This window comes from Reichenbachiella agarivorans (assembly GCF_025502585.1).
GTDB classification, from domain to species: Bacteria; Bacteroidota; Bacteroidia; order Cytophagales; family Cyclobacteriaceae; genus Reichenbachiella; species Reichenbachiella agarivorans.
Genome location: NZ_CP106679.1, coordinates 1,501,587 through 1,519,198, shown reverse-complemented (window position 1 = coordinate 1,519,198; position 17,612 = coordinate 1,501,587). Strand labels below are relative to the sequence as shown.

The 17,612-nt window shown below is 40.6% G+C and carries 13 protein-coding genes; 7 read left to right on the top strand and 6 right to left on the bottom strand.

Going from position 1 to position 17,612, the window contains the following annotated elements:
- Positions 1–3: 3 nt before the first annotated feature.
- Positions 4–1,737, bottom strand: a complete 1,734-nt coding sequence (locus N6H18_RS06400; protein ID WP_262311012.1) for an OmpL47-type beta-barrel domain-containing protein — start codon at positions 1,735–1,737, stop codon at positions 4–6.
- A gap of 120 nt (positions 1,738–1,857) precedes the next feature.
- Between N6H18_RS06400 and N6H18_RS06395 the strand changes: the two genes are divergently transcribed.
- Complete coding sequence (locus tag N6H18_RS06395) at positions 1,858–5,016, top strand: CHAT domain-containing protein (RefSeq protein WP_262311011.1); 3,159 nt, start codon at positions 1,858–1,860, stop codon at positions 5,014–5,016.
- 52 nt (positions 5,017–5,068) lie between these two features.
- Here N6H18_RS06395 and N6H18_RS06390 read toward each other — a convergent pair whose 3' ends face one another.
- Positions 5,069–5,569 (bottom strand): NUMOD4 domain-containing protein, encoded by a 501-nt coding sequence (locus N6H18_RS06390; RefSeq protein WP_262311010.1) that lies wholly within the window; start codon positions 5,567–5,569, stop codon positions 5,069–5,071.
- Between the two features lie 154 nt (positions 5,570–5,723).
- On the opposite strand from N6H18_RS06390, the gene N6H18_RS06385 reads away from it, so the two are divergent.
- Positions 5,724–6,026: a DUF4286 family protein gene (locus N6H18_RS06385; protein WP_262311009.1), complete on the top strand. Its 303-nt coding sequence runs from the start codon at positions 5,724–5,726 to the stop codon at positions 6,024–6,026.
- Here N6H18_RS06385 and N6H18_RS06380 read toward each other — a convergent pair.
- Together N6H18_RS06380 and serS are read right to left on the bottom strand one after the other, a co-directional pair.
- Positions 6,023–6,487 (bottom strand): GNAT family N-acetyltransferase, encoded by a 465-nt coding sequence (locus N6H18_RS06380; protein WP_262311008.1) that lies wholly within the window; start codon positions 6,485–6,487, stop codon positions 6,023–6,025. The two genes, N6H18_RS06385 and N6H18_RS06380, sit on opposite strands and share 4 nt — an antisense overlap.
- Positions 6,487–7,761 (bottom strand): serine--tRNA ligase, encoded by a 1,275-nt coding sequence (gene serS, locus N6H18_RS06375; protein ID WP_262311007.1) that lies wholly within the window; start codon positions 7,759–7,761, stop codon positions 6,487–6,489. The genes N6H18_RS06380 and serS overlap by 1 nt, the downstream gene beginning before the upstream one ends.
- Positions 7,762–8,031: 270 nt before the next feature.
- On the opposite strand from serS, the gene rho reads away from it, so the two are divergent.
- The 3 genes from rho to N6H18_RS06360 all read left to right on the top strand — a co-directional run bounded on the left by rho (position 8,032) and on the right by N6H18_RS06360 (position 12,145).
- Positions 8,032–9,741, top strand: coding sequence for a transcription termination factor Rho (gene rho, locus N6H18_RS06370; protein ID WP_262311006.1), 1,710 nt, complete (start codon positions 8,032–8,034; stop codon positions 9,739–9,741).
- 239 nt (positions 9,742–9,980) lie between these two features.
- Positions 9,981–10,718, top strand: coding sequence for a hypothetical protein (locus N6H18_RS06365; protein ID WP_262311005.1), 738 nt, complete (start codon positions 9,981–9,983; stop codon positions 10,716–10,718).
- 272 nt (positions 10,719–10,990) lie between these two features.
- Positions 10,991–12,145 (top strand): glycosyltransferase family 4 protein, encoded by a 1,155-nt coding sequence (locus N6H18_RS06360; RefSeq protein ID WP_262311004.1) that lies wholly within the window; start codon positions 10,991–10,993, stop codon positions 12,143–12,145.
- Here N6H18_RS06360 and gldB read toward each other — a convergent pair.
- A complete protein-coding gene (gene gldB / locus N6H18_RS06355; RefSeq protein WP_262311003.1) occupies positions 12,138–13,169 on the bottom strand; it encodes a gliding motility lipoprotein GldB in 1,032 nt (343 codons plus the stop codon). The genes N6H18_RS06360 and gldB overlap by 8 nt on opposite strands.
- Positions 13,170–13,247: 78 nt before the next feature.
- Between gldB and N6H18_RS06350 the strand changes: the two genes are divergently transcribed.
- Complete coding sequence (locus N6H18_RS06350) at positions 13,248–13,901, top strand: porin family protein (protein WP_262311002.1); 654 nt, start codon at positions 13,248–13,250, stop codon at positions 13,899–13,901.
- Positions 13,902–14,140: 239 nt separating this feature from the next.
- The gene (gene sdaAA, locus N6H18_RS06345; RefSeq protein ID WP_262311001.1) at positions 14,141–15,055 is read left to right on the top strand and encodes an L-serine ammonia-lyase, iron-sulfur-dependent, subunit alpha; all 915 of its coding nucleotides are present in this window, start codon (positions 14,141–14,143) and stop codon (positions 15,053–15,055) included.
- A gap of 31 nt (positions 15,056–15,086) precedes the next feature.
- Here sdaAA and ccsA read toward each other — a convergent pair whose 3' ends face one another.
- Positions 15,087–17,612 (bottom strand): cytochrome c biogenesis protein CcsA, encoded by a 2,526-nt coding sequence (gene ccsA / locus N6H18_RS06340; protein ID WP_262311000.1) that lies wholly within the window; start codon positions 17,610–17,612, stop codon positions 15,087–15,089.

The following is a 17,612-nucleotide window of genomic DNA, read 5'->3' as shown; positions in this document are numbered from 1 at the left end:
TTCTTACTTGATAAATATTTCGAATTTTTCAGATCTAGTCTCATTGCCAAGCTTATCCGTGGCTCTTACCTGATAAGTAACCAATCCTTTCTTCTGAATCGTAATTGGCTTAATGTACTCAATTTCAGCTTGGTTATCCAGAGTATAGAATACCTTGTCTGTATCGATGGTCTTGTCAGTAGCACCAAGGAATAATTTTACCCCTTGAGAATAAACCTTGATAGGCACTCCTGATTTTTCTTCTAAAGAGATCGTACCAATTGGTTCCATACTCAAAATATGCTCAATAGCAGGGCCCGTATTGTCAACTACAAAGAAGAATGACTTTGTGTTTCGGTTGTTGACTTGATCCGTGCCATAAAAATCGATGGTGTAGAAACCTTCTTCTTCAAGCTTGATTGGTCCTGAATACGTTTGACCTTGGCCACCATTGATTTTGTAACCTAAATCTTTGATTCCACTGTCTTTGTCCAAGGCAGAAAGAGCAATCTCTGATTGACTAGTGACAAAAGTAGTGTCACGTGACACATGCTTACGGCCTTTGAAATCATAAGAAATTTCTGGTGCTACCATGTCTATATCTAGGGAAGAACGGCTCAGATTGGCTTCCTCCAATTTTCCTTCCAAGGTATTGTTGACCTTATCTGTAGCGAAATAAGTCACCACATGATGGCCCTGTTCTTTGTTTAACTCGAAGGGTTCATAGTAAGTTTCTGGCTCAGCTCCGTTGATAGAGTATTTGATAGTCTTTACTCCTGCCTTGTTGTCTTCCGCTACCAGTTTTACTTTTGTTCTTGTCGAAATGAAAACCCTACCTCTATTCTGGTATTGGTCACCAACCACGGTCGCTTCTACCGTAGGTACTGTACTATCAAGATAGAAGTCAATAATCTGTTCTTCTTCTTTGTTTTTCACATTGTCATACGCATAGAATTTAATCTTGTGATTGCCGTCGGACAGTGTGGATAGATTGATTTGATCTGTAAATGTCTTTTCTGCTTGGTCGTCTATTTGGTAAACCACTTTAGAAATACCAGATCCCAAATCAGTAGATTTTATTTTCAAGTAGGTTCTCGGAGAAAAAATCATCCCACTTCGATCATTGTGAACCGAATACTCAGAGACAGGGCTTTTCATATCCACCACAAAATCGAACATTTGGATGGCTTCTACATTGCCAGTATTGTCTGCAGAGTAGACTTTTACATCAAATTTTTTATCTGTGTTCAGTGGGATAGAATCAGAATAAACAGCAAAAGGAGCATTGTCAATAGAATAAAATGTCTTTTGCACCCCAGAGTGTTTGTCACTGGCTACAGCGCTCAAACTTAGGTTTTTCCCATAGTACTGGACACCATCAGCACCTTTGAATTTTTGAGCCCCTGTGTAAGAAACCGAAGTGACGGGAGGGTTGCTGTCTCTATATACTTCAAATAAAACTTCCACTTTTGGTACCATTTGCTTGAGCGATGAATCTGCTGCCCAATTGGTTCTAAAGTAATTAATCCCCTCAGTATCAAGGTATAAAGGATTAGTAAATTGTGGATGTATTTGACTCTCCAGTTTATGCGCATTAGCACCTTCTGGATTGTCAGCTATGAAGATATAAACAGGTTTTTTTCCATGCCAATATAGTTTACCATCTTCTCCAACATAATAGTTGGCGTCTACCGCTGGTTTTTCTTGAGCGAAAAGGTACAAGGGACACAATAGAAGAATTGTAAAAACCTTTCTCATAACTAATAATAAATTATTTTTACCTATTGATTGCAGAGTCATTTAAATACATTGCATCTGCAATATCAAAAAAAAAGCAATAAAATAGACTTCCTTAGGTCTTTTAAATAAAATAAAAAAGTGAAGATTAGAATTGTTGTAATACAAGCCTTCTTATTATCAATCTGTATTTATAATTCTGCTTATTCCCAAAAGGCGCTAGGTGATGACCACTTTCATAAAGGCGATACCTTTTTGTTATTCAACAAGCACGATAGTTCCATTTATCATTTTGAGAAGGCCAGAGAGATTTATGTAAAGGATAAGTATTGGAGAGGTATTATTGCTTCGGACAACAAGATTGCCGAGAATTTTTGTGGAACCTTTGACCTAGACCGAGCTATGAAGTTGGCTCAAGAAGCTTATGACCTAGCTGATCTACACCTCGGTGAATGGGACATTGAAAAAGCAAATGCACTCAACAACATTGGGAACATTCACTACCTCACAGGCCAACATGAACTGGCGCTCAAGGAATATGAAAAAGCATTATCTATTGCTAATCACGAATTTCACGAAGACGTTCTTTTCTCAGCACCTACTAGTTTGGGTATTGGCAATGTATATTTTGGAAAAAACCAGTATGAAGAAGCTTTCAAGCATTTTCAAACTGCACTAGAGACCAATTTGGCTATTTTGGGTGAAAACCATCCCTATGTAGCCAACTCCTACTTGAGCTTGGGAAACCTCTACCGCAACAAGGGGTCTTACAACCTAGCTACCGAATATTACGAACATGCCCTCAGAATAAATAAGAAGGTCTTTGGAGAGAATCACCCAGATGTCGCCACTACCTATGTAGGTATTGCTGATATTTATTCCAATAGTGGGGTATATGAATTGGCGCTGCAGTATTACCGACAGGCGCTTGTGATATACAAGAAATTTCTCCACGAAAAAAACCCAAAGTATGGATCTATCTATCTAGGCTTTGCTGATGTGTACAAAAACCAAGGTGACTACATCCAAGCAGAACAATATTACCAGAAAGCTTTGGATCTATTTTCTCAAACAATTGGGTTAGAACATCAAAATAGCGTCCAGAGCTTTTTAGGTCTCGGCAACACGTATATGTATCAGGAAAAATTCCCTGAGGCATTGAAATACTACAACCAAGTATTGGACATCAATTTTAAGCTAGTAGGAGAGAATCACGTCAACTCATCAGCTGCCAACAACAACCTAGGCAGTATTTATTATTTCTTTGGTGATTTTGACCTTGCCATTCGTTATTTCAAAAAGGCATTGGACATAGATATTGCGATCCATGGCTCAGAACACCCCAATGTCGCCAATGCCTATCACAACCTAGCTCGGGTGTATGGTGAGCGGGGAGATATAGTATCTGCATTGGAGTTTATTCAAAGTGCAATCAATTCAAGTATCATTGATTTTGACAACCAAAATGTTTTCGTCAATCCAATTTTGGTCAACTTCTTTGACAACAAGGATTTGCTTTATTACTTGAGCTACAAGGGAGAGTTATTGGAAGAAGGTTTTAGAAGGAGTGAAAATGTAAAAGGCTTGGATATTTCTCTACACAGCTTCATCTTGAGTGATAGTTTGGTCGATCAGATCAGACAATCATATACTGACCGCAGAGACCAGATAGAGCTGAGCGACCTGTCTAGCAAAATTTATGAATCATCTATCAATGCTTCTTATTCATTGACGCGATTGCTCAATGAACAAAACGTGAAATTGTTGGGTACAGATGTATCCTATCCCAAAAAACTTAAGGAGTATCAGGATAGATTTTTCTTCTTTACCGAAAAGGACAAAGGAGCAATCTTATTTTCTTCTTTGGCTGAATCCAATGCAAAATCATATGGTGGGATTCCTGAGACGCTCCTGTACCAAGAGAAGGAGTTAAAAGATTTGATCAACAATTACACGCAAGAGTTGGCCGCCAATCCTGACAGTACAATGGTAGAATTTTACCAAAGAGAGCTCTTTGCAGCGAATCGAGAATATGAAGACTTGATTTATCAGTTCGAAACCGATTATCCAAAATATTATGATTTGAAGTACGACATCCAAATTACGAGTTTGGATCAGGTCCAATCATTTTTGAACGATTCTACCATGATGCTCTCTTATTACTTGGCCTCTGACAGCATCTATGTCACACAAATAGAGAAGAATAATTTTAGGATTACTAAAACCTACAAAAAGCGTGATTATGACAAAAATCTAAAGGCGCTGAGAAAGGGTATTTTGTATAAGAGTGACAGGGTATATACCAAATATGCCCGAATGATGTACGAGCAGTTGTTCCCGATGGAAATCCCCAAGCACATCAAGAATTTGATCATTGTGCAAGATGGATTGATGTCGACTATTCCATTTGAAGCACTGCTGACCCGAGATGTAGATTCAGAGATTCCTGATTATGGCTCACTGCCCTATTTGGTGAGAGATTACAATTTATCATATACCTTCTCTGCCAATTTGCTTTACAAGACTTTTAGGAACGAAAAGACGGTCAGACCCAAAGCAGAAAAGGATGGAATGATTATCGCTCCAGTGGATTTCAAAAATGCACTGGATGCCTTGAGAGATGCAAAACAAAAATCCTACGAGGAGTCTGATATGGCGATCAACTTGAGAAAAGGAATTGCTATATCTGAAAGTGAAATCCCCTCTCTGCCAGGCACTGAAGAAGAGTCCAAGACGCTTTCAAAAATGTTTGCTGACAATGGGAAAAAAGCAGATAGCTACCTCCATTATAACGCTAAGGAAGAAATTGCCAAAGCAGGCACGATGGATCTTTACAACTATGTACATATCGCGTCACATGGTTTTGTGAATCAGGAAGAGCCAGAGTTTTCAGGAATCTTTATGACGAGAGACTCTTTGACCAAAGCAGAGGATGGCATTTTGTTCTCTGGAGAGGTGTACAACATAGATTTGAATGCCGAGCTAGTGACACTCTCTGCATGTGAAACAGGGTTGGGACAAATCAAAAGTGGTGAAGGAATTATCGGGCTTTCGAGAGCTTTGATATATGCAGGTGCCAAGAATATCACAGTATCTCTCTGGAAAGTGTCTGATGAATCTACCAAACAATTGATGATTGAATTTTACAGCAACTTCTTAGACAAGCCTATACCTAATGACTTGAACAGCAGTTTGAGTTATGCATATGCCCTAAAACAAGCAAAGATGAGCTTAATCAACCAAGGTGGTCAATTTGCTCATCCATACTATTGGTCTCCTTTTGTCCTGATCGGAAAATAAGGAATAGGTAGGTTAAAGTAAAAGGCAGGTTGGCAAGTTAAGTAAGCCTGGTTTATGCCATTTTTCGAACTTCTTGTTTGAAAGAAGTTTGAGGTTGATCTTTGAATCCGTTTTTATATCTTTTCTTTCTCGTTTTCCAAACCTTGAAATTGTCTTTGTTGCCCACTTCAAACTGGAACGACATGTGCTCAGAAGGTGAAACCCACTCTAAATTCGTAGAATCATTGTTTTTGGGATTGTTATCCAGATGAACAATCATGGTGTGTATTTCTGGGAGCACATTGATGCAAAATGCATTGGCTACTTCTTTGTGTGGATAGACTGTCTTTCTGTTGCCTTCATCGTTGAGCAAATCAAGGAAAAAGCATTTGCAGCTTTTGTTCCATCGCTGTCTCATGACACGTTCTTTGAGAAAAATATCCTTTTTTGAACCGCTATGCCATGTCTTTCTTGCCTTTCTTCTGATTGCACCTTGGTTTGATACCTCATAATTGGAAAATCCTTCAATGGTTTTCCAAACCTCACTTATTCTTTCTATTCTTTGATATCCCATGATAAACGCTATCTGTTACTCCACACAAGAGGAGTAAATGTAATCTTTGTATTGTGACTATTTTAAAATCTTCGATGAATGCCCGAAATAAATCTATTACTTTGATGATTATATAGATAAATGAATTTTTGCACCCGTAATAGTTGATAATAATATGGTTCTTTATAATGTGACAATGAATGTAGAAAAGGAGATCGAGTCAGAATGGCTTCAGTGGATGAAAGAGACTCATGTCAAAGACGTAATGAATACTGGCTACTTTATTGAGTGTAAAATATTTCAACTTTTGAGTGAAGAACCACAAGGAACGACCTACGCTTTTCAATATTTTGCCAAGTCGGCTAAGGATATTCAAACCTACCAAGACACATACGGAGCTAAACTGCAAATGGATGTGATTTCTAGGTATGGAGATAAGGTAATGTCTTTTAGAACACTGCTAAAGCAGGTACTTTAAGCAAAATCCAGATGGCAATTGACCCACTCACTGTCAAAAGTTGCCCCATATAGTTTGTAGAAATTGAGAGCAGGCTCATTCCAATCCAATGCCTGCCACATCATGCCTGTACAGTTTTGGCTTTTGCCAAACTCGATGGTATGATCCATGAGTAATTTGCCAACCCCTTTGCCACGCTCTGATTCGGTGACAATGAGGTCTTCGAGATAGAGTCTCTTACCTTTCCAGGTGGAGTATCTATAGTAGTACAGCGACAAACCCACAATCCGACCCGTCTCACTAGACACTGCCACCAAAAAGCCAAAGACCGGTTCCTCTCCAAATCCATCCCTCTTCATCATCTCGATGGTATTGCTGACTTCATGCAAAGCCCGCTCATATATGGCCAATTCTTTGATCAGCTCCAATACTGTAGGCAAGTCTGCTTCTACTCCTTTGCGGATATGGTAGTCGTCACTCATCAATCAATCGTATCGAATTGTGTATAGGGTCTTAGCACTGCTGGAATCTGTATTCCATTTTCTGTTTGACCATTTTCTAGAATGGCGGCCATGATTCTTGGGAGAGCCAAAGCACTGCCGTTTAGAGTATGCAACAAATGCTTTTTGTTGTTCTCATCCTTGTAACGCAATTTCAGTCTGTTGGCTTGGTAAGTTTTGAAATTACTTACCGAACTGACCTCTAACCAACGTTTTTGACCTGCAGAATACACTTCAAAGTCATAAGTGATGCATGAAGTGAAACCTAGATCACCAGCGCACAATTTGAGAATCCGATAAGGCAACTCCAATTTCTTGAGCAAACTTTCTACATGTTTGACCATTTGATCCAATGTCTCAAATGACTTGTCTGGATGCTGTATTTGTACTATCTCTACCTTATCAAACTGATGAAGGCGGTTGAGCCCTCTCACATGTGCACCCCATGACCCTGCTTCACGTCTAAAACACGGTGTAAAACCTACATTTTTGATAGGCAATTCCTTTTCATCCAAAATCACATCTCTGTACAAGTTGGTCAACGGTACTTCAGCAGTTGGAATCAGATACATATCCGTATCAGTGAGGTGGTACATCTGACCTTCTTTGTCAGGCAACTGACCTGTACCATATCCAGAAGCTTCGTTGACTACAATTGGGGGTTGTATTTCATAGTATCCAGCTTTCTCAGCCTCGTCTAAGAAAAAATTGACCAAAGACCGTTGTAGTCGAGCACCTTTGCCCTTGTACACTGGGAATCCAGCCCCTGTGATTTTCACGCCCAAGTCAAAATCTATGATGTCATATTTTTTGATCAAATCCCAATGTGCCAAAGCATTTTCGGTCAACTCAGGGAGACTATCTACAGCAAATATGACTTCATTGTCTTCTTCTGACTTACCTGTGGGGACGTCTTCATTAGGTATATTTGGGATTTGATAGAGTTTATTTTCCAGTTCTATCTTGGTACTTTCCAACACTTGACCCAAATCCTTGGTCTTGATTTTAAGCTCGGAAGATTTTTGTTTTGCCTGGTCTGCTTCTTGTTTTTTACCCTCCTTCATGAGAGAGCCGATTGACTTGGCTAGCTGATTGGCCTCTGCCAAAGCCTCATCCTGCTCTGTTTGAGTGGCTTTTCTCTTGTTGTCAAGAGCAATGACCTCATCTAGGAGCAACAAAGCATTCTCAATTCCTCTTTTTTCTAACCCTGCAACAAATTGATCTTTGTTGTCTATTATTTCTGATACCAATAACATATCTGACGCTTAAATTCAAGTGGGCAAATTTATATCATCAAGGCATTATCAGGCTAATAAATCGGGGTTTATAGCAGGAAGAAATAATTATTTATATATTTGTTAATAATATGTAGTTGGCATATACTTGCGCCACCATCGAACATGGACTATTCTTTTCTGCTTCTCGAGCAGTACTATAGATAGACTTTCAATACCGTATTTACAATATAATACACATCACAGAATATTAGGCTTAATCGAATTAAGCACAGATCATTAATAACAATTATGTACAACATCGAAGAATTGAATGACAGACTACTGTCTGAGCTAAAGGAAATAGCTGAGGGTCTGGGAGTCAAAAATTTTAAAAGAGCCGCAAAAAAAGAGCTTATCTACAAAATACTGGACGAACAAGCGGTCAATCCAGAGCCTGCCAAACAAATCAAAGCCAAAGAGTCTCAATCCAAAGCAGAGACAGTTATTGCCGAAAAACCAGCTGATACAGAAAGAAAACCCAAATCAGAACCTAGACCAGAAAGAAGAGAAGAAAAATCCCCAGCAGATAAAAGTGCTGACGATGTATTGAAATCTTTTGATTTGGATATAGATGGGTCTGGAGCCAAAGCCTCAGCTGAAAAGCCTAAAGCTGAAGCACAACCAAGAAGAGAGCCAAGAGAAGCAAAACCACAAAGAGAACCAAGAGAGCAAAGGGAGCCAAAAGAACAGAAGCAACCAAGCGAACAAGGACAGCCCAAGAGTGAGGCTGACTCTAGTGATGTTGAAAAGGCAGAACGCCAAGAAAATAGAGAACGTCAGGACAGAGAAAAACGCCCTGAGAAAAATTCTAAAAAAGCCGAGTACAACAACAGTGTCAAGGATTTTGATGGTGTGATCGAAAACGGTGGTGTACTAGAAATCATGCAAGATGGATATGGTTTCTTGAGATCAGGAGATTACAACTATTTGGCTAGTCCAGACGATATTTATGTTTCTCCATCGCAAATCAAGTTGTTTGGATTGAAAACTGGTGACTCGGTGATTGGCCAAATTAGACCTCCAAAAGACGGTGAAAAATATTTTGCACTATTGAAAGTGACAACTGTCAACGGTAAGACGACAGAAGAAATCAGAGACAGAGTGCCATTTGAGTACTTGACTCCTTTGTTCCCAGAGGAAAAATTGAACTTGAGCTATAAGGCTACAGACTACTCTACTAGAATCATGGATTTGTTCTCACCGATTGGTAAGGGACAAAGAGGCATGATCGTAGCACAACCAAAGACAGGTAAAACAGTCTTGTTGAAAAATGTAGCAAACGCTATCGCACAAAATCACCCTGAAGTCTACCTAATGATCTTGTTGATCGATGAACGACCAGAGGAAGTAACAGACATGGCTCGTAGTGTAAAGGCAGAAGTGATTGCTTCTACGTTTGACGAACAAGCAGAGAGACATGTGAAAGTTGCCAATATAGTGTTGGAAAAAGCCAAGAGAATGGTTGAATGCGGTCATGACGTAGTGATCCTGTTGGACTCAATTACAAGACTCGCTCGTGCACACAATACGGTAGTACCTTCTAGTGGCAAGATCCTTTCGGGTGGTGTGGATGCCAATGCCCTGCACAAACCAAAGAGATTCTTTGGTGCTGCAAGAAATGTAGAAAACGGTGGTTCTTTGACTATTCTAGCTACTGCATTGATAGAAACAGGTTCGAAAATGGACGAAGTAATCTTCGAAGAATTCAAAGGAACGGGTAACATGGAACTTCAACTGGATCGTAAACTATCTAACAAGAGAGTGTATCCAGCAATCGACATCCCAGCATCAGGGACAAGAAGAGAAGATCTGTTGATGGACAAAGACGAATTGTCCAAAGTATGGATCTTAAGGAAATTCATGGACGATATGAACTCAGCAGAAGCCATGGAATTCTTACTAGGCAAGATGAAAGGAACCAGAAACAATGAGGAGTTTTTAATCTCAATGAACGGTTAAAAAAAATACAAACCACTCTTTTTCAGAGTGGTTTTTTTCTTTCTTTGACTTTAAATCCAAATTTCTGTACACTTAAAGAGAGATAGGAAGGATAAGGGCTAAAGTTTTTTTACGTAATTTTAACAATGCGTGAGTAAGAGAATTACTCATTTTATATATATTTGGATAATTTCCGTGATTGGACAGTTTATCAAATAAGAAACCTTAACAACTAATACCACTAATTAAAGCTTAACGCAATGAATAAAATCGATCAAAGCCTACTGGAAACTTGGAATATGTATGGTCACTACGTTTCATATGCGATTGCCGGGGTAGGCTTGCTAATCCTTGCCAGTCATTATTTCAAATTGCTGATTACCAAGGATTTTAAGTCAAGATATGATTACATCAACATGTATGAAATCAATTTGCTTTGGTACAGTGCTCTACTAGTTATTATTGCTGGGGCGGTCTATGCAAATACGCTCGTTTCTGAATCAGGAATGTTGTGGTTTTTAGTGAGACTTTTTGTGAGTACCATGTTTGCAATTATAGCAGGTGTAATCGTTCAAAACATCTTGAAGTTTTACTACCCATTCTACATTGAAAAGAGATTGAAAGTACTCAGGTTTACGCCTAGAATTTCTCCTGATGGTAGAAAAATGAAATTATTGAGTGAAGAGGAAGAAGATGTTTACCTAGATGAAGGGATGCAGGCTGAAGAGGACGCTTTTTCTGTGGATTATGACGTATGGATTGACGAAGAGTCAGGATATACCAAGATCGAAAAATACAACGGTAGATTACATGCTTTGAAATGCTCTGAATGTAATTATCAAACATTGAAAGTAAACAAGGAAGAAATCGTACAATCACCTACTACTGTAGACGAAGGAGAATTGATCAAATATTTCACTTGTGGATATTGTGGACACAAAGAGAAGAAATCATTTAGCATTGCTAAATTGAAAGAAACCCAAGAGGTTGCTTCATAAGAAGAATACGTCTATAAGATATTGAAGCCTTGACATCTCGTCAGGGCTTTTTTATGCCTCATTCTGAAGAATTCAATTCCCTCGAAAACAATTGGCCTCTTCGCATTTAGCCTTGGCAAATTTGAAAACCTACTATGAACAGACCATTACCATTCAACTCATTTTTAAGCCAAGCATTATGAGAGACATGATAGATTATATATTTTATTGGTAGGATTAGTCGTATGGCACTAAATTCGAACTATCAATTTTAAATGTGAAATGCCGACACTTTGAAGATACTCTATTTTCACCAACATTTTAAAACACCATCAGATGGTGGCAGCATTAGATCCTATCTTTTAGCACTAGAAATGGTGAAAAAGGGGCATCAGGTCACCATGATCACAGCTCACAATGGCCAAAAGATAACTAAGAATATTAATGGTATTGAAACTGTCTACCTGCATGTTTCATATGACAACACCTATAAATTTTGGCGTAGGGTAACCTCTTTTTTGCAATATTCGATACTGGCATGCATCGAATCTACCAAAGTAGACAAAATAGATTACTGCTATGTCATGACTACTCCATTGACGACAGGTTTGATTGGTCTATTCAACAAATATTTTTACAAACGACCGTATTTTTTCGAAGTAGGGGACTTGTGGCCACTTGTCCCTGTCGAAATGAAATTTATTAATGCACGCCTACTCAAAAAATTCACCTTTTGGCTAGAGAAATTGTTCTATCAAAATTCTATTGGCAACATCGGTATGTCACCTCCCATCACCAAGTACATTACTCAAGTAGCCCCCACTGTGCCTGCCGAAACAATCTACAACATCAGTGATTGTGAGTTTTTCCAACCCAGTATTTCTGAGCCAGATTCAAAGGAATTTGTAATCTGCTATACAGGTACGTTTGGATTGGCCAATGATCTCTCCAGAATCATCCAGATTGCATCAGAGATTCAACATCTCCCGATCAGATTCATCTTGATAGGCGCAGGGGCAGACAAGCCAAAGATAGAGGGACAAGTAACTGATCTTGGGTTAAGCAATGTTGAGATCAGGGATTTTGAAGACAAAAATGGAGTGGCCAAAGTACTCAATCAAGCAGATGCCATGTTCATTTCATTTGCCAACTATGACAGCCTGTTTACAGGTAGTCCCAACAAGCTCTATGATGCGTTGGCTGCTGGCAAATTGATCATCACCAATTTTGAGGGTTGGATTGGAGAACTCATCACTACAGAAAAGTGTGGCTTTCACTTCATTCACAACCAAAGTCAAAGCTTGGTAGAAAATATCCAGCCGTTTTTAGACAAAGCACTTCTTTTAAACGAATACCAGCAAAATGCCAGACGCCTCGCCGAAACGAGGTTTGATCTAAAAATTCAAAGTAAGAAGCTCCTAGACTTCCTCGATCAGCAGACTAGTTAACTACATTTTTGGGTTTGTACCCAGATAGCTGAAAAATCTTGTGAGCATCGGTTTCCTTCATCAAATCTTGCAAACTGACTTCTGGATTGTTATCCATGTATTTCTTTACGATTTGCCAACCAACCCATCCACCTACTCTACCAGGGCATTTTTCACTGATTTCGTAGATATTGGGACTCTCCCCTACAAATTTATTCTTAATAGAATGATTGGTCTCATAGAGCAGCTCATTCTCTATCAGGTTGGCCCAGATGATTTCTTGGTTTCCTTTGACGAGACGCATCTCATCTGAAGTATAGCCCATGATCAGTGAATCAGGCTTGCAAGGCAAAGCAGAAGAAACAAAATAATACGATTTGCCTATATTAACCATGTCTGCCAGCAAAGTTCCGTGCGAACTATCAATGTGATTAAACTCATTGGAAATAAAACTCAATACAATAGGTGCCACACTTTCCCGCATGTATCGCTTGACTATATATGCAGGCACGTCATTGGGTGGATATTTTGCATGATCCCCCATGAAGAAATCCAATCCAATCACAATAAGAGAATCAGAAACATACAAGTCATTGTACTGTCCAGTGATGATGGTCTGTACTTTTGGAATTTTTGTTTCTGGGTATTGGTATTTGATGAATCGGTATGCAGATTGAAGCTCAGCTACATTCTTGGAATCAAAATCTTTGAAATACTCCTCCACTTCCATAAACAGAGAATCAATATTTGGATCTTGCATCAATCGGAACAGACGCTTGGCGAGAATCGTATCATTCGGATATTGATTGGCATCTAGGAAATAATCGGCCACCTCTCTGTGTGCTTCGAAAAAAGCAACTGTCTCCTGCCAACTTTGCAAGGATCGCAAAGATCGCTCAAGGTGATCTACTTCAATGTCCACCTCTATGCTTTCATATTGGCTCAGATTGTCACAATTATTCTGCTCGCAAGCCGCGAAACTCACTAGCACAACAATCAGTAAAACAGTTTTTTGAATAAATCGAGAATAATTTTCTATCTTCAATGGGATGAGCTTTAGATTTGTAATTACACGATGGAGTTCAAGAATCCATCTGACAACAAAAGTATTTATTTTATACTCATGAAAAAGACCCTCCTACCATTACTCCTGCTTTTTTTATCTCTAGTGAGTTATGCTCAACCTAGAATAGGCCTCACTGTCTCTCCAGGTTTTTCCTTTACGGATGTGAAATATGACCCAAATGATGATACGCAGGTGTCTAAGGATGGAACTGCTCTTAGAGCCAAATTCGGCCTAGAGTTTGAGTTTCCTCTTGCTCCTAATTATTCCTTTGTGACGGGGTTAATATTTGCTCCTAAAAAACTCTCTGTCAAGGCTTCAAATTTTGATGAAATACGGACTTCAATCTTCAACCAAACAGAACAATACAAAATCCAATATCTTCAAATCCCAGTAACTCTCAAACTCTACACCAATGAGATCCAACCTGATATGAAGCTATTCTTCCAGTTAGGTTTCATGGGGGAGATTTTGCTCTACAGCGAACCCCTTGACAAGGATAATGTCTTGATCGACAAATTTAGATTCTTTGACGTTTCATTCACAGGTGGAGTAGGTGTCGAGTACGGAGCTGGGATCAACTCCCTTCTTTATGGAGGTGTTTTCTATGATCATGGCCTGGTCAATGTAGTCAATGATCAAAACAATGATTTGTCTGCTGATCTCTCTATCCGCATGCATATGCTTCATTTGAAACTGGGTATCAAATTTTAATAATGCACAAATCATTCTAAAGAAGCCTTGGGAGTTCTTTAGAATGAATGTAATCTGAGTTCAATTTTGAATATCAGGGCAAATGCATCTAAAATTGGTAGTCTAATAGACCCCATTTTGGTAGACTTAGCTTTGCAAACGTTCAAGATCGTTTAAATGTACTTGCTCAGACTACTTTATCCCAAACTGGGAATCCAATTAATCCTCATTACCTTTACACTACAACAAACCCCAAAAAGATGTGTTTTCTATTCGATAGTTTCGAAGGATGGAAGACCTATAGCCAAACTCATCAAATCCCACTGTATCAGGCAGTATTGGAATATGAGATCACGCAAAAAGGAGCTTCCGAATCCGATATATGGTCTGGTCTGAGCCAAGCCTACCAAGTGATGAAAGATGCCGTCCATACAGGACTCACCGAGGACATGAAGTCTCGCTCAGGCATGATAGACAATGGTGCCAAGAAAGTTGCCAACTCAGACATCACTGTCCTCTCACCCGAATTCAAACAATTGATAGCTAGTGCCCTAGGAGCGAAGGAAGTTAACTCTTGCATGGGCAGAGTAGTAGCCGCACCGACAGCTGGTGCTTCGGGCATCTTGCCAGGCGTATTCACTACTCTCCAATCTATCCATCAGCTAGAGGATCAAAAGATTTACGAGGCACTTTTGCTAGGTGCAGGTGTCGCATTGATTTTGGAACAAAAAGCCTCTCTCGCTGGTGCAGTAGGTGGCTGCCAGGCCGAAACAGGTAGTGCTGCAGCGATGGCTTCAGCAGGTATTGTCTACTGTCTAGGTGGCTCCATAGATCAAATATTCAATGCAGTAGCTATCACCCTCCAATGTATGCTAGGTCTGGTGTGCGATCCAGTAGCAGGGCTGGTAGAGATTCCCTGTGTCGTGAGAAATGCCAGCGCTGCAGCCATCGCAAACTCATCAGCACAAATAGCCCTCTCACACGTCAGCAGTGTAATCCCAGTAGACGAATGTGCCGAAGCGATGGGAGAGGTAGGCGAAAGTATGGAAGCCCGCTACAAAGAAACTGCCCTCGGTGGGCTAGCCGCTACTAAAACAGGACAGGCCTTAGCCAAGCGAATTCTAATTCAGGATATAGAAATCATGGATCAATCCGAATCTACCGAAGACAATTAAGGTAGGTTGAGTAAACGATAAGCTTCTAGCTTTATTCGAGCCCTTTACTTTTCATTTTGGTGAATTCCGTATATCTCCTGAAGATGGCGATTACGAAACCTATGACCATGATCAATGTACCTATCCATAATACATTGATCAAAGGTTTTTCAACTGCCTCCAATATCACCCAATCTTTTTGGGTTCGACTCGTTCCGATGCTAAAGGCATTGTTTTTTGGATCGATAGCCATGAGGGTCAATTTGACACCTAGGTCGTGTACAATGGCTGACTTGAGACCCGCCTGGTTGTTTTGGATGATGTAGTAGGGCTCTGCCATGAAATCTTGTTCAGCTCCTTTGACCTTGATGGTCGCTTTGATGGCAACATCACTTTCATTCAACTTGAGGCCTTCTACGTCATTTACCCTCTGTACCTTTTCGAGTGTGGCCACAAAGTCGTTGACGAAGAAAGGCTCGTTGAGCTGAGTAATTATTTCTTCTACCTCACTCCATTCAGTTTCTTGATCTGGGTCTGGGAAGGTTCGCACATGTGTGTAAAGATCAAAGCCCAATTTGCGTTTGATGTCAGGAGAAAAGACCGTCATGTTCATCTTTTCGTTGATTTGTACAGTCGGGTAGAGACTAAATTTACTTGAACCTTTGGTGTATTCGATTTCGAAATAGCTTGTTTCTGGGGTAATTAAAGTCATGGTATCTCCTCGGCTATAGACCACATTACCCTTAGTTTTCAGATTCGAAAGTGCAACAGCTTCTGTTTCGCTTACTTGCCTTAGGTCATGGATGTTGACATACCCAGGGAATCCTTCGACACGTTTGCGTGTGCCTTTGTAATTGAGCGAATATTCCCCCATCTGGCGGTCTTCGTTCTGGAACAGTAGCAAATTCTTTTGATTCACTTCGTCAGGAAATTCTTTGCTCCATACCAGTCCTGTTTGATTGAGAGATACGATCTTGGAGTAGCCTGAGGAGAACAATACTCCTAAGAGCATCATGGCGATACCGATGTGACTGATGGCACCACCTGACAAATTGATATTGGTTTTCCATCGATCCAATAAAATCTTGGCATTGGCGATGATGGAGTAAGTTCCTGCTGTCAGTACGAGGATGTAGTTGATGTTCTGGACTTTGAAAAGGATGATGACCGCTGCAGTGATGGCCAATGTAAGCACAACAGGTAGCAGTAGTGCATCCTTGAGTTTGGTTTTGTCCATTTTGTTCCACCAAAAAAACTGCCCCGTACCTGACAGTAGTGCGATCAATACGCCACCCCAAAGCTGATACTGCGTGTAATACCCTACTTGATCCACGGGTGGGGCCATGTTGGAGTCAACACCGACGAGTTCGAGGATCGCATTCCAAACTGGGATGGACGTAGGAATAATTACCTGAAAGCCCATCAGACAGAGCACAGTTGCACCCATGAATATCCAAAACTCTCGGGAGTAGGTAGATACTTCCTGCTCATCGCTTTCGAGTTTTTTCCATGATCTGATGATCAAAAAGAGTGTTCCAAGGACAAAGGCCAGAAGATAAATGAGCAATTGACCGGAGAGCCCCAAGTCTGTAAAGGAGTGAACAGACGAATCACCCAAGATGCCGCTTCGGGTTAAGAATGTAGAATAGACGATCAGCAAGAAAGCCGATACCGCAAGGATGATGGCTGATTTGAGTGCAGTGGTACTTTTCTTGAAGGCGATCATGGTGTGGATCGCTGCGATGAGAACGAGCCAAGGTACGTAGACTGCATTTTCTACAGGATCCCAGTTCCAGTAGCCGCCGAAGTTGAGCGTTTCGTAAGCCCAGTAGCCGCCCATCAAGATTCCCACGCCTAGGACGACTGCTGAGAATAGCGACCAAGGCAAGGCGGGTCTGATCCATTCTTTGAATTTGCCCAACCATAACCCAGCGATACAGTACGCAAAGGGAATCAGGGTTGTCGCAAAACCCAAGAACAAGGTCGGTGGATGAATGACCATCCAGTAGTTTTGGAGTAGCGGGTTTAGTCCAGAGCCGTCTTCGGGGATGAAATCCGGGCTGGTTTTGAATATCGGTGCATCCATCGCGTCACGTAGGAGGATGAATGGAGAACTGCCGATTTTGAGATTGAAAAGAACCACACCGAGGATCATCGATAGCAAAAATCCCTGTACGATAGCGAAGATGGCCATTACGGGGGCTTCCCAAAATTTGTTGGTACGGATGAGGACGAACCCTAGGATGACATTCCAGAAGATCCAAAGAAGGAAAGACCCCTCCTGCCCTTCCCAAAAGGCGGAGATTTGGTAGTAGACTGGTAGGACAGTCGAACTGTGGCTGTAAGCATAGTGGTACTCAAAGTAACCCCTATTGATGATCGTGAAGAGCGTCGCGACGACCCCAATAGCCGAGCCGCCATGTACCCAAAAAGCTATCCGGGCGAAACGCATCCAAGAGTCTTTGTCTGTAATCTCAGTAGATTGTACAGAACGAAAATAGCCGTAGGCAGACACCAAAGCACTGACGAATGCAGCGATGATCAAAAAGTGACCCAGAGAGCCAATGAAATAATGCAT